This window comes from Pseudomonas sp. MOIL14HWK12:I2 (assembly GCF_000510745.1).
In the GTDB taxonomy this organism is placed as follows: domain Bacteria; phylum Pseudomonadota; class Gammaproteobacteria; order Pseudomonadales; family Pseudomonadaceae; genus Chryseomonas; species Chryseomonas oryzihabitans.
The window spans coordinates 265,195-277,444 of record NZ_AZOA01000009.1 but is presented as its reverse complement, the minus strand read 5'-3'; the positions used below and the strand labels follow the sequence as shown (position 1 = coordinate 277,444).

Annotated in this window: 15 protein-coding genes; 11 read left to right on the top strand and 4 right to left on the bottom strand. The window is 62.8% G+C overall.

The genetic code is table 11. The annotated features are described in order from the left end of the window. Positions 1-3: 3 nt before the first annotated feature. The 5 genes from PSK12I2_RS0108405 to PSK12I2_RS0108385 are packed head-to-tail and all read left to right on the top strand — an operon-like array spanning position 4 to position 4,240. Positions 4-792, top strand: coding sequence for an NAD(P)-dependent oxidoreductase (locus PSK12I2_RS0108405; protein ID WP_037007613.1), 789 nt, complete (start codon positions 4-6; stop codon positions 790-792). Next, complete coding sequence (locus PSK12I2_RS0108400) at positions 792-1,625, top strand: sugar phosphate isomerase/epimerase (protein ID WP_027598044.1); 834 nt, start codon at positions 792-794, stop codon at positions 1,623-1,625. The genes PSK12I2_RS0108405 and PSK12I2_RS0108400 overlap by 1 nt, the downstream gene beginning before the upstream one ends. Next, positions 1,622-1,978 (top strand): SMR family transporter, encoded by a 357-nt coding sequence (locus PSK12I2_RS0108395; protein WP_027598043.1) that lies wholly within the window; start codon positions 1,622-1,624, stop codon positions 1,976-1,978. The genes PSK12I2_RS0108400 and PSK12I2_RS0108395 overlap by 4 nt, the downstream gene beginning before the upstream one ends. A gap of 13 nt (positions 1,979-1,991) precedes the next feature. Beyond that, complete coding sequence (locus tag PSK12I2_RS0108390; protein ID WP_027598042.1) at positions 1,992-2,840, top strand: glycosyltransferase family 2 protein; 849 nt, start codon at positions 1,992-1,994, stop codon at positions 2,838-2,840. 44 nt (positions 2,841-2,884) lie between these two features. Continuing rightward, entirely contained in the window at positions 2,885-4,240 is a 1,356-nt protein-coding gene (locus tag PSK12I2_RS0108385; protein ID WP_027598041.1) for an MFS transporter, read from the top strand. Positions 4,241-4,282: 42 nt separating this feature from the next. On the opposite strand, the gene PSK12I2_RS0108380 is transcribed toward PSK12I2_RS0108385, so the two are convergent. The 4 genes from PSK12I2_RS0108380 to flgA all read right to left on the bottom strand — a co-directional run bounded on the left by PSK12I2_RS0108380 (position 4,283) and on the right by flgA (position 6,831). Further along, the gene (locus tag PSK12I2_RS0108380; protein WP_027598040.1) at positions 4,283-5,017 is read right to left on the bottom strand and encodes a flagellar brake protein; all 735 of its coding nucleotides are present in this window, start codon (positions 5,015-5,017) and stop codon (positions 4,283-4,285) included. An 88-nt stretch (positions 5,018-5,105) separates the two neighbouring features. Then, positions 5,106-5,573, bottom strand: a complete 468-nt coding sequence (locus PSK12I2_RS0108375) for a flagella synthesis protein FlgN (protein WP_027598039.1) — start codon at positions 5,571-5,573, stop codon at positions 5,106-5,108. 60 nt (positions 5,574-5,633) lie between these two features. Then, complete coding sequence (gene flgM / locus PSK12I2_RS0108370) at positions 5,634-5,942, bottom strand: flagellar biosynthesis anti-sigma factor FlgM (RefSeq protein WP_027598038.1); 309 nt, start codon at positions 5,940-5,942, stop codon at positions 5,634-5,636. Positions 5,943-6,102: 160 nt separating this feature from the next. Next, positions 6,103-6,831: a flagellar basal body P-ring formation chaperone FlgA gene (gene flgA / locus PSK12I2_RS0108365; protein WP_081875130.1), complete on the bottom strand. Its 729-nt coding sequence runs from the start codon at positions 6,829-6,831 to the stop codon at positions 6,103-6,105. Between the two features lie 98 nt (positions 6,832-6,929). On the opposite strand from flgA, the gene PSK12I2_RS0108360 reads away from it, so the two are divergent. The 6 genes from PSK12I2_RS0108360 to PSK12I2_RS0108335 all read left to right on the top strand — a co-directional run bounded on the left by PSK12I2_RS0108360 (position 6,930) and on the right by PSK12I2_RS0108335 (position 12,090). Then, the gene (locus PSK12I2_RS0108360) at positions 6,930-7,862 is read left to right on the top strand and encodes a chemotaxis protein CheV (protein ID WP_007160449.1); all 933 of its coding nucleotides are present in this window, start codon (positions 6,930-6,932) and stop codon (positions 7,860-7,862) included. Between the two features lie 42 nt (positions 7,863-7,904). Then, a complete protein-coding gene (gene cheR, locus PSK12I2_RS0108355) occupies positions 7,905-8,732 on the top strand; it encodes a protein-glutamate O-methyltransferase CheR (RefSeq protein WP_027598036.1) in 828 nt (275 codons plus the stop codon). A 222-nt stretch (positions 8,733-8,954) separates the two neighbouring features. After that, entirely contained in the window at positions 8,955-9,377 is a 423-nt protein-coding gene (gene flgB, locus PSK12I2_RS0108350) for a flagellar basal body rod protein FlgB (protein ID WP_017642008.1), read from the top strand. 2 nt (positions 9,378-9,379) lie between these two features. Then, a complete protein-coding gene (gene flgC / locus PSK12I2_RS0108345; protein ID WP_027598035.1) occupies positions 9,380-9,817 on the top strand; it encodes a flagellar basal body rod protein FlgC in 438 nt (145 codons plus the stop codon). Between the two features lie 12 nt (positions 9,818-9,829). After that, positions 9,830-10,540, top strand: a complete 711-nt coding sequence (gene flgD / locus PSK12I2_RS0108340) for a flagellar hook assembly protein FlgD (protein ID WP_027598034.1) — start codon at positions 9,830-9,832, stop codon at positions 10,538-10,540. A 26-nt stretch (positions 10,541-10,566) separates the two neighbouring features. Then, a complete protein-coding gene (locus PSK12I2_RS0108335; protein WP_027598033.1) occupies positions 10,567-12,090 on the top strand; it encodes a flagellar hook protein FlgE in 1,524 nt (507 codons plus the stop codon). The last annotated feature ends 160 nt before the right edge of the window (positions 12,091-12,250 follow it).

Here is a 12,250-nt window from a genome sequence, read left to right as displayed (position 1 = left end):
AACATGAAGACCGACGCATTGATAGGGTACAGCGGCTTCGTGGGGTCGACGCTGCTCAAGCAGAAGGCCTTCGGCGCGCTGTTTCGCTCCACCAATATCGACCAGATCGGCGACCAGCCCTATGGCCAGGTCATCTGCGCCGGCGCCCCTGCCCAGAAGTGGATCGCCAATCGCGATCCCGAGGCCGATCGCCAGAAGATCGATGGCCTGATCGGTCATCTGTCGCGGATCCAGTGCGATTCCTTCGTGCTGATCAGCACCGTGGACGTCTTCAAGCAGCCGCTCGGGGTGGATGAGACCACCGCGGTGGACGAAGAGGGCCTGCACGCCTACGGCGCCAATCGCTATCGGCTGGAGCAGTTCGTCCGGGAGCATTTCGCCAATGCCCTGATCGTCCGCCTGCCTGGCCTGGTCGGTCCCGGCCTGCGCAAGAACGTGATCTATGATCTGCTCAACGACAACAACCTGCACGCCGTGGAAAGTCGCGGCGTCTTCCAGTTCTATCCGATGGTCAATCTCGGCTATGACATCCAGACCGCCCAGGCCGCCGGGCTGGACCTGGTGCACCTGACCGCCGAGCCCATCAGCGTGGCGGACATCGCCCGCCAGGGCTTCGGACGCGACTTCGGCAACACCCTGGAGGGTACGCCGGCGCGCTACGATTTTCGCAGCGTGCATGCCGAGGTCTTCGGCGGCTGTGACGGCTACCAGTACAGCGCCCGCGATACCCTGCTGGCCGTGCGCGCCTATGCCCAGTCGGAACCTCCGGTCATCAAGGCGGAGGGTCAGTGATGCGCATCGCCATCTCCAATATCGCCTGGGACCCGACCGATGACGCCATGGTCGCCGAGATCCTGCAGCAATACCGGGTCGATGCCATCGACATCGCGCCCGGCAAGTACTTCGCCGATCCCAAGACGGCCACTGCCCAGGACATCCAGGCGGTGCGTCAGCAGTGGCAGGCCCGTGGCATCGAGATCACCGGCATGCAGGCCCTGCTGTTCGGCACCACCGGACTCAATGTCTTTGGCGCCAACGACATCCAGCACGCGCTGCTGGCGCAGCTGGAGGGCGTCTGCCGGGTCGCCGAGGGACTGGGTGCGACGCGTCTGGTGTTCGGTTCGCCGCGCAATCGCGATCGCTCGGGCTTGAGTGACGACCAGGCCCTGGCACAGGCACGGGATTTCTTTCGCCGTCTGGGCGATGTGGCCGCGACCCATGGCGTGCAGATCTGTCTGGAGCCGAATCCGCCCCGCTATGGCGCTAACTTCATGATCGACAGCGATTCCACCGCCGCCGTGGTGCGGGCGGTCGAGCATCCGGCGATCCGCATGCAACTCGATACCGGCGCCCTGACCATCAACGAGGAAGATGCCGCTCGCGTGCTCGAAGAGCATGCGGAGCTGATCGGTCACGTCCATGCCAGCGAGCCGGACCTGGTGACCCTGGGGGAGGGCAGTACCAACCACGATGGCATCGCCTTCGCCCTGACCCGCCGCTTGCCGGAGCAGGTCGTCAGCATCGAGATGCTGCCGGCCAAGCAGGGCTCCAACCTGGCCGCGCTGGAGCGTGGCGTCCAGGTCGCGGTCAAGGCCTATCGAGACCTGCCGGAGGCTGCCGTATGAAGTGGCTGATCCTGATCCTGGGCATCGCGTCCAACGCCTCGGCGAGCGTGCTGGTGAAACTGGCCATGCTGCCGCCGCGGCGTTTTCCCAGCCTGAGCGATCCCATGGCTGCGCTGGCCAACTGGCCGTTCTGGCTCGGGCTGTTCATGTATGGCCTGGCCTTTTTGCTGTACGCCGCCGCCCTCGCCAAGCTGCCGCTGAACGTGGCGCATCCGGTGCTGACGGCCGGGGCCATCGCCAGCGTCGCACTGCTGTCGGTGGTGATCTTTCGCGAAGCCTTTCCCTGGACCACGGCGGCAGGCATCGTCCTGATCATCGCCGGCGTCGCCCTCATCACGGCCCGTGTCGGTTGAACCTGGAGGACCTATGACTACTGCAATTCCCGCCACCGAGCGCGCCCTCTGGCAGGTGCCCAGCTATTCGACGACCTTCTGGAACGGCCGTAGCCGCCCGCACTGCGTGGTGATTCCGGTCATCAACGAAGGCGAGCGCATTCTCAACCTCCTGCGGCGCATGGCGGCGGTCAGGATCGCCGACATCGCCGATGTCATCATCGTCGACGGCGGCAGCACCGATGGTTCGCTGGAGCCGCAACGGCTGCAGGAACTGGGCGTCCGCGGACTGCTGGTCAAGACCGCGCCGGGCAAGCTGAGCGCCCAGCTGCGCTGCGCCTATGCCTTCGTGCTCGACGAGGGTTACACCGGCATCGTGACCATCGACGGCAACGACAAGGACGATCCGGACGCCATCCCGCGCTTCATCGAAGCCATCGAGCAGGGTTACGATTTCGTCCAGGCCTCGCGCTTTCTGGCCGGCGGCGTGGCGGAGAACACCCCCAAGTCCCGTGACTTCGCCATTCGCTTCATCCATGCACCCATGCTGAGCCTGGCCTCGGGTTTCCACTGGACCGACACCACCCAGGGTTTCCGCGCCTACAGCCGGGCCATGCTGCTGGATCCGCGCGTGGCACCGTTCCGCGACGAGTTCACCACCTACGAGTTGCTGGCCTATCTGTCCTACCGGGTACCGAAATTGGGCTATCGCTGCGTGGAACTCCCCACCGTGCGGCGCTATCCGAAGGGCGAGGTACCCACCAAGATCAGCAGCGTCAGAGGTAATCTGTCGGTGTTGCAGGTACTGATGAAGGCCTGTGCAGGCCACTACAACCCACGCCTGGGCGAGGATGCCCAGTTGGCGGCGCAACGACGAAGCTGATCCCGTCGCGCTCGCCTGATGCGCAAGAGACGATGGAGTAGGCAATGGTGCGTGTGCTGTCGGCGTTTCGCGGGCTCTATTTCGCGACGCTGTTGATGTTGATCGGGACCGGTCTGCTGAGTACCTATCTCGGCCTGCGACTGGCCGCCGATCAGGTGCAGGGACTTTGGGTCGGCGCTCTGACCGCCGCCTATTACGCAGGACTGGTGATAGGCGGCAAGCTGGGGCATCGGCTGATCGCCAAGGTTGGCCATATCCGCGCCTATGTGACCTGCGCCGGGGTGGTCGGCGCCGCGGTGCTGGGCATCGGCCTGCTGCCCTGGTTGCCGGTGTGGCTGGCGCTCAGGGTACTGATCGGCATGGGCATGATGTGCCAGTACATGGTGCTGGAAAGCTGGCTCAACGAGCAGGCTGGGCCTGGCGAGCGGGGCAAGGTCTTTTCCGGCTACATGACCGCCTCCTACCTTGGCCTGGCGCTGGGGCAGGTGGTGCTGGTGCTCTCGCCCGATCTCGGCGTCGACAAGCTGATGCTGGTCGCCATCTGCTATGCCCTGTGCCTGGTGCCAGTCGCGGTCACCGGCAAGATCCACCCGGCGCCGCTCAAGCCGGCGCCGCTCGAGCCCACGTTCTTCATCCAGCGGATTCCGCAGTCGTTGACGACGACCCTGGTCGCCGGACTGGTGATCGGCTCCTTCTATGGCCTGGCGCCGCTCTATGCCAGCGCCCAGGGCCTGCCCACCGAGCGCATCGGCCTGTTCATGGCCTGCTGCATCTTCGCCGGTCTGATCGCCCAGTGGCCGATCGGCTGGCTTTCGGATCGGCACGATCGCAGCTGGCTGATCCGCGTGGTCGCCATCGCCCTGACTCTCGCCGCCCTGCCGTTGGCCGTGCTGCCCCATGTGCCGCCAGTGGTGCTGCTACCCCTCGGCCTCATCGCCAGCCTGCTGCAGTTCGTGCTCTATCCGCTGGCGGTGGCGCTGTCCAATGACCATATCGAAGGGGAGCGCCGGGTCTCCCTGAGTGCCATGCTGCTGGTGACCTTTGGCATCGGTGCCTGTATCGGTCCGCTGGTGGTGGGGGCGCTGATGAATCTGGTCGGACCCAATATGCTCTATGCCTTCGTCGTCCTCTGCGGGGCGATCCTGATCTGGCGCATCCGGCCGGATGCAGTCACCGGCAAGCACCTGGTCGACGAGGCGCCGCTGAGCCATGTGCAGATGCCCGAAGGGTCTACCAGTTCGCCGCTGGCGGCCGCGCTGGATCCACGGGTCGATAGCCAGGTGGTACACGACCAGATGCATACTGATCCGGTCGTGGAGGAGGAACTTGCCGAGGAGGGGGCGCCTCTGCAGGAAGAGATCGAGTTTCCCCGGAATCCGCCTGAATCCAAGGCGACCTGAGAGTTGGAGGAGGGCGCCCAGCAGCCGGGGGCGCCCGATCGGTCACTCGAACCGGCGATTTTCTCGCTGCAGCTGGTAGATGAAGCGCTCGACCTGACGCTGGGCTGCGCCACTGAGGTTGTCGAAGCAGACGCCCACGTCGCTGTATTCCAGGCGGTCCGGACAGGCCACGTGGCGGATGGTCACCGGCGTGTTGATGGCGCCTATGGGCAACTCGGCGGTAAAGCTCTGGACCCGCTGCCCGGGTTGCAGCAAGTGGGTCACGTTGCCGGGAAAGCGTAGCTTGCAGCCCGTGGCCGACAGATCAATCAGTTGGCCACGCAGCTGGATCTGGCTGTTGCCCTGACTCAACTCGGCCGTCGCCGGCTGGGTCAGCAGCAGCTTGACCCGATAGGCATTGCGCCGCTGGTGATAGGTGAGCTCGGTGGGCAGGCCGATCCAATAGCAGCGGTTGCCGTCCAGTTCGCTGAACTCGACCGGATGATCAATCTGCCAGGTGACCTTGATGCCCTCGTTGAAGCTGTCCACCCGAAACGCCTGGCCCTGTTCGAGCAGGCGTTCGGCTTCACGTGGGATGAACTCGTCCAGCGCGATCAGTCCCTTGGCTTCGTCGATTTCGACGACGAAGCTCTGGAATTGCTGCCCCTGACGATTGAAGGTGATCCGCAGCGGAATGTGCTGCTGTTGCGCCGGCCGCAGGCAGGCCAGGATCTCGCCCTTGGAGCGATAGATCTGGGGTGGCTGAGCGGCGTTGTCGCTAGCGGAAGAACCTTGCACCTGGAAACTCCTGTAAACAGCGGTCAGCAAGAATACTGGCTAGCTGCCATCTGTACAGCAAAAACGCGTTGGGGGAAAAGCTCCGAGCTCAAGCCGAACTCAGCGGACGCTGATAACCGCCACCGGTCTGACTGCCGCGGCGGTTGTACAGCGTGGGTGCCGAGGTGCCCTGCAGCACGTTCAGCAGCTTGCCGACCACGAAGCGGTTGGCCTGGATGATCTGGCCATTGCGGACGTTATGCGCCTTGCACTGCTCCATGAGCTGCGCGAGCTGACTGGAAAGCGCCAGCAGTTCTTCCCCATCGGGTAGCCGCGCCGCTAGGGCTTGCAAGCCCTGCAGATCCGCGCGCAGGCCGTGGGCCTGGAGCAGGGCAGTGCGCTGCTGGGCATGCTGGTCGAGCTGCTTGAGCAGGATCTGCTTGGTACCCAGCAGGGCTTCCAGCCGATCGAGCTGACGCTCGCTCAAGGCCTGGAATTCCTGCTCGATCAGGCCCAGCAGTTGCTCGCTCAGGTCGATGTCGTGGCGGGTGATCTCGAGCAAGGTGGCATTGGGCATGGCACGGTTTCCTTTCGAACGTTAGTGACGATCGTCAGAAAGGCCGTGCCGAACCGGGCGTCAGGACTCGAACGCCATCAGTTTGTCGGCCACTTTCTGGCTGTCGACCTTGTAGGAGCCATCGGCGATGGCCTGTTTCAGGCGGCTGACCTTGTCGCTGTCGACCACCGGCAGATCCTTGAGCCCTGCCGTCAGGGAGCTCAGTTGCTTGGCTTCAGCGCTCAAGCTGACCGACTCGCCGGAGGCGGTGCTCTGGGTAGCCTTGACGTCGCTGGTCTGAGCCGCGGACACGTCCTTGGTGGACGCCGCCTTGGTATTGCCTATGCCCGCAGTAGAGGACGAATTCAGGCGATTGATATCTAGAGCCATGAGTGGAGATCCTCGTGTCGTCTCGTTCGCATGTCCGGCTTATCGGCGTGCAATGCCGAAACTTTAGCCGTAGACCTGTGCGCCCCGTCACATCCTTCGACAGGATGACGCGCAGAGGCTCAGGAAGCAGACGTTCAAGGTACCTCTTTTGGCTCCTGCGCTAAAGGGCTACCTCCACCTGGCCCTGATCGACGACCCGACCGTGGATCACCCGGTTGGAGCTGAGGTTGCGTACGCGGATCTCCTCGTCCTTGGCGCCGGCACTGAGGGCCTCGCCCTGCATGCGGATGCTGAAGGAGGCGCTGCGGGCATTGATGACCACCTGCTCGCCCTTACGAATGAGTTCGGCCTGCTCGATAAAGGACGGCGCCAGGACCTGCTCGCTGACCACCTGACGCTTCAGCTGGGTGCCTATCACCTGCTCCAGGCTGGTCAGGTAGCCCTGGGTCAGGGTGCCGACATCACGCTCCACCAGCGCCACGTTCTGGCTGTCCAGCACCGCGCCACGCAACAGGGGCTGCAGCGTGACCACCACCGGGCGATACAGCTTGACCTGCGCGGGCACGAATACCGTCCAGGGACTAGCGCCCTCGCAGCGTACCTTGACGTTTATCCGACCCACCGGGGTCGGGTTGCCCTGCTGCGACAGCGTCAGGGGTTTGTCGCAGGCGGCCAGGCGCAGGCGGGAATCCAGCGAGTTGATCTGGGTTTCATGGCGAGCGTTGGAATGGGTCTCCAGCAAATATTCCTGCACGCGCTCCTCAAGAAAACTTTCGACGGCGCCGATAAGTTCGTCAGATGAGGTGTAGTCGCCTTCTGCATAGGCCTTTCCGCCCAGGCATGTCAGGATCAGCACAAGATTCGCAGCCCAGCGGCAAGAAGTCTTCATAGGTCGGAAACACGTCGCTTCGATCTTCATGAGTCACATCTAAGCAAGCCCTGTGCCGAGTTTTCCAACCGGTCCGTGGCAACGAGAGGAGTCGCCAAATGGCTGGTGTATTGGACGCAGTCAACCAACGTACCCAACTGGTGGGCCAGAACCGTCTGGAACTGCTGCTGTTCCGCCTGGACGGCTCGCAGCTCTATGGCATCAACGTCTTCAAGGTGAAGGAGGTGCTGCAGTGCCCCAAACTCACCGTGATGCCGAAATCGAGTCCGGTGGTACGGGGCGTGGCCAGCATTCGCGGCGGCACCTTTCCCATCATCGACCTGGCCATGGCCACCGGTCGTCGTGGGCTGGAAGACATCAACAACTGCTTCGTGATCATCACCGAGTACAACACCAAGGTGCAGGGCTTCCTGGTGCGCTCGGTGGAGCGGATCGTCAACATGAACTGGGAAGGCATCAACCCGCCGCCCAAGGGCACCGGTCGTGATCACTACCTAACCGCCGTCACCCGGGTCGACAACCAGCTCGTCGAGATCATCGACGTGGAAAAGATCCTGTCCGAAGTCGCACCGTCCGTCGAAACCGTATCGGCCGGCGTCATCAGCGAAGTGGTACAGGCCAAGGCCGTCACCAAGCGCGTCCTGATCGTCGACGACTCCTCGGTGGCCCGCAAGCAGGTGAGTCGCTGCCTGGAAACCGTCGGGGTAGAGGTCATCTCCCTCAACGACGGCCGCCAGGCCCTGAATTACCTCCAGGCCATGGTGGCCGAAGGCAAGCGCCCGGAAGAGGAATTGCTGATGATCATTTCCGACATCGAGATGCCGGAAATGGATGGCTACACCCTGACGGCGGAAATCCGTCATGATTCGCGGATGCAGAAAGTGCATATACTGCTGCATACCTCCTTGTCCGGCGTCTTCAACCAGGCGATGGTCAAGAAGGTCGGTGCGGACGACTTCCTGGCCAAGTTCCGCCCCGATGATCTTGCCTCCCGGGTAGCCGAGCGCATCAACGCGGTCGACAGTCACTAGGTGAAGGCGTCTCTATCCCGGTATCCAGAAGGCGGAGCGGCAGTGTCAGCAGTCAACGCGGATTTTGTGCTTTTTCGTGATTTCCTCGAGAAATCCAGCGGGATCCTGCTCGGTGACAACAAGCAGTACCTCGTCTCCAGTCGGCTCAACAAGCTGATGGAGACCGAAGGGATCAAGACGTTGTCGGAGTTGGTGCAGCGCATCCAGATGCAGCCCCGTGGCGGGTTGCGGGAAAAGGTCATCGATGCGATGACGACCAACGAAACCCTGTGGTTTCGCGACACCTATCCCTTCGAGGTGCTCAAGAACCGCCTCTTGCCGGAGTTGACCAAGAACACCTTCGGCCAGCGCCTGCGGGTCTGGTCGGCGGCCTGCTCCTCGGGTCAGGAACCCTATTCGCTGTCCATGACCATGGACGAATTCGAGCGCAGTGCGGCAGGGCAGGGGCGTGGCGGCATGCAGATCGTGGCGACCGACCTGTCCGGCGCCATTCTCACCGCGGCCAAGTCCGGCGAATACGATTCGCTGGCGATCGGTCGGGGGCTGTCCCAGGAGCGCCTGCAGCGCTACTTCGACGTGCAGCAGCCGGGGCGCTGGGCGGTCAAGCCGGCGATTCGCAGCCGCATCGAATTCCGTGCGCTGAATCTGCTGGACAGCTATGCCAGCCTCGGCAAGTTCGACATGGTGTTCTGCCGCAACGTGCTGATCTACTTTTCCGCCGAGGTGAAGAAGGACATCCTCACGCGCATCCACGGCACCCTCAAGCCGGGCGGCTATCTGTTCCTGGGCGCCTCCGAGGCCCTCAATGGCCTGCCGGATCTCTATCAGATGGTGCAGTGCAATCCGGGCATCATCTACAAGGCCAAGTAGGCCGGTCGATGGACACCCCAAGGGCAGACCCAGGTCTGCCCTTTCTTTTGCGCCAAAGTTTTGCCGCCCCGGCCTCGGGGCCCGGCAAGGACGGCGGAAAAACCTTGCCGCTTGCCGTCGTTCTGACTGCCACCTTGCGCTAAGCCCTTGATTTAGATGGATGCTGGAGACTGGCACGGGCCTTGCTAAATCGCTTGCAAGCCACGTCAAAGGTCTCTCGACATGAGCATTAGTTTCGACAAAGCACTCGGGTTGCACGAGCAGGCGCTGAACTTCCGTTCGCAGCGTGCCGAGGTGTTGGGCAACAACATCGCCAATGCCGACACCCCGGGCTACAAGGCACGGGATCTAGATTTCAGCGCCGTGATGGCGGAGCAGGCGGCCAAGAGCGCACCGGGGGCCTCCGGCCACTATCAGCTGGAAACCACCAACAGCCGCCATATCGCTGCCGAAGGCTTCGACATGGGCATGGGCGACTCGGCGTTGAAATATCGCATCCCCACTCAGCCCTCGGTGGACCAGAACACCGTGGATGCGCAGGTCGAGCAGGCCAACTACGCCGAGAACGCGATGAATTTCCAGGCCAGTTTCACCCTGCTCAATAGCAAGTTCAAGGGGCTGATGTCGGCCCTGCGCGGAGAATAGCCATGTCCCTGAGTTCGCTGTTCAACATCGCCGGCAGCGGGATGAGCGCCCAGAACGTTCGCCTCAATACCGTGGCCAGCAACATGGCCAACGCCGATTCCGTGTCTTCCAGCGTCGACCAGACCTACAAGGCGCGGCACCCGGTGTTCGCCGCCCAGCTCAACGAGGCCCAGGGCGGCGCGTCGCTGTTCGATGATCAGGGCCAGGCCGGAGTCGGGGTGGAGGTCAAGGGCATCGTCGAGGACCAGAGCGAGGTACAGAAGCGCTATGAGCCCAACCACCCGATGGCGGACAAGGACGGCTACGTCTACTACCCCAACGTGAACGTGGTGGAGGAGATGGCCGACATGATTTCGGCCAGTCGCGCCTTCCAGACCAATGCGGAAATGATGAATACCGCCAAACAGATGATGCAGAAGGTACTGACTCTCGGTCAGTAAGGAATCGGCGCCATGGCCATAAGCACGACCAATTCAACCGCTCAGTCGGTGCTCGACAAGTACTCCGTCAACAAGACGAGTGCCACGGGTGACAGCAGCGGCAGCGAGACCAAGAAGACCAGCCAGCTCGGCAAGGACGAGTTCCTCAAGCTGATGGTCGCCCAGATGAACAACCAGAATCCGCTGGAGCCCCAGGGCAATGGCGAATTCATCGCGCAGCTGGCGCAATTCAGTACTGTCGAAGGCATCACCAACCTCAACACCAGCGTCAGCTCGATCCTTTCCGGCAGCCAGTCTTCCCAGGCGTTGCAGGCGTCCACCCTGGTTGGCCGCAAGGTGATCGTCGACAGCGACCAGGTCAAGGTGGATACCAGCGCGGACTTCAAGGGGGCGCTCAACCTGACCGCTTCCAGCTCCAATGTCTGGGTCAACGTCTATGACACCAGCGGCAGTCAGGTGAACCGCCTGAACCTGGGACAGCAATCCAGCGGTCTGGTGAACTTTACCTGGGATGGCACCGATGCCAGTGGCAAGAAGCTGGACGCAGGCACCTATCGCTTCGAGGCCCAGGCCAGCATCGATGGCAAGACCGAAGCCATGAAAACCAGTTTGCCGGCTAACGTCGACAGCGTGACGCTGGGGCAGAACGGCGGCGAAATGACACTCAACCTTGCCGGCGTCGGCAGCATCGGCATCTCCAAAGTCCAGGCGGTCGGCCAGTAAGGCGCGGCACACGAGAGGAATCCAGCATGTCTTTCAATATCGGTTTGAGCGGCATCAAGGCCGCGTCCAGTGACCTCAACATCACCGGCAACAACATCGCCAACGCCAGCACCGTCGGCTTCAAGCAGTCGCGGGCAGAGTTTCAGGATCTCTATGCCGCCTCGGTACTGGGTACTGGCAAGAATGCCCAGGGCAGCGGCGTGCTGCTGGGCAATGTCGGCCAGCTGTTCAACCAGGGCACCATCGATTCCACGCAGAATGCGCTGGACATGGGCATCAACGGCAACGGCTTCTTCATGACCAGCAACAACGGTGCCGTCCAGTACACCCGTGCGGGTTACTTCGGCACCGACAAGCAGGGCTTCATCGTCGACAACAACGGCTACAAGCTGCAGGGCTACACCACCAACGCCCAGGGCCTGCTGCAGCCCGGCGTACGCAGCGACCTGCGCATCGAGACGGCCAGTCAGGCGCCCAAGTCCACCACCCAGATCGCTCAGCAGTTCAACCTGAACTCGACCAGCGCACCGCCGACGCTGACGCCCTTCGATCCCTCGGATCCGAAAACCTACAACTCCTCGACCTCGCTGAACATCTATGACAGCCAGGGTAACTCCCACGTCATGTCGCAGTACTTCGTCAAGGCACCGGCGCCGGCCACCAATCAGTGGTCGATGCAGGTGCTGATCGACGGGCGCAATCCGCTGGATCCGGGGGTTGCCACCAAGACCGCCAATACGGCGGCGGGGGTTGCCGGTGCGACGGCAAACAGTGTCGCCACGGCGGTCAACAACATGTCCGGGGCCACGCCCCAGGTGAAGGCCATCGCCAACAATGCCGCCGCCGCTGCCGGTGCGACTCCGGCCTCGGTCGCCGCAGCCGTGGCCGCCTATGGCACCCAGCCGCAGAGCTTTGGCGTGACCTTCGATGCGGCCGGCAAGCTGAGCACCGTGAGCTCTTCTTCGTCGGGCGTCAGCATCGATCCCAAGACCAATATCATCACCTTCGCCACCGATCCCACCGGATCGAGCGGTAGTGGCTGGATCCCGGCGATCTCCGATGGTGGCAACCCGGCGAACTACAGCTGGAACGGCGCACTGGGCAACACCGGCGGCTTCACCTTCGATCCGCGCGGCTCGACGCAATTCTCTACTGCCTTCGCGGTGAACAGCGTTAACCAAGACGGCTACACTACCGGTCAGCTGTCCGGTCTGGAGATCGACGATACCGGCCAGATCTTCGCGCGCTACACCAATGGTCAGTCCAAGGTGCAGGGCCAGGTGATCCTGGCCAACTTCGCCAACGTTCAGGGCCTGACGCCGATGGGCAAGACCTCCTGGACCGAATCCGCCGAGTCCGGCCAGCCGGTGGTGGGCACGCCGCGGGCCGGTACCCTGGGGGCCCTGCAATCCGGTGCGCTGGAGGCGTCCAACGTCGACATCTCCACCGAGCTGGTCGACATGATCGTGGCGCAGCGCAACTACCAGGCGAACGCCAAGACCATCGAGACCGAGAACGCCATCACCCAGACCATCATCAACCTGCGTTGATGTCGTTTCTCTGACGGCTTGCCGCTAAGACGTCAGGAAAAGCCTCCTTCGGGAGGCTTTTCTATTTTCAAGCCCTTGATTCAGCAGGTTTTTCGTTTTCTGGAACGGGCCTTGCTAAAGAACCTCCGAACGCAAGCTTGGCGGCAATCTGCCGCCGTCG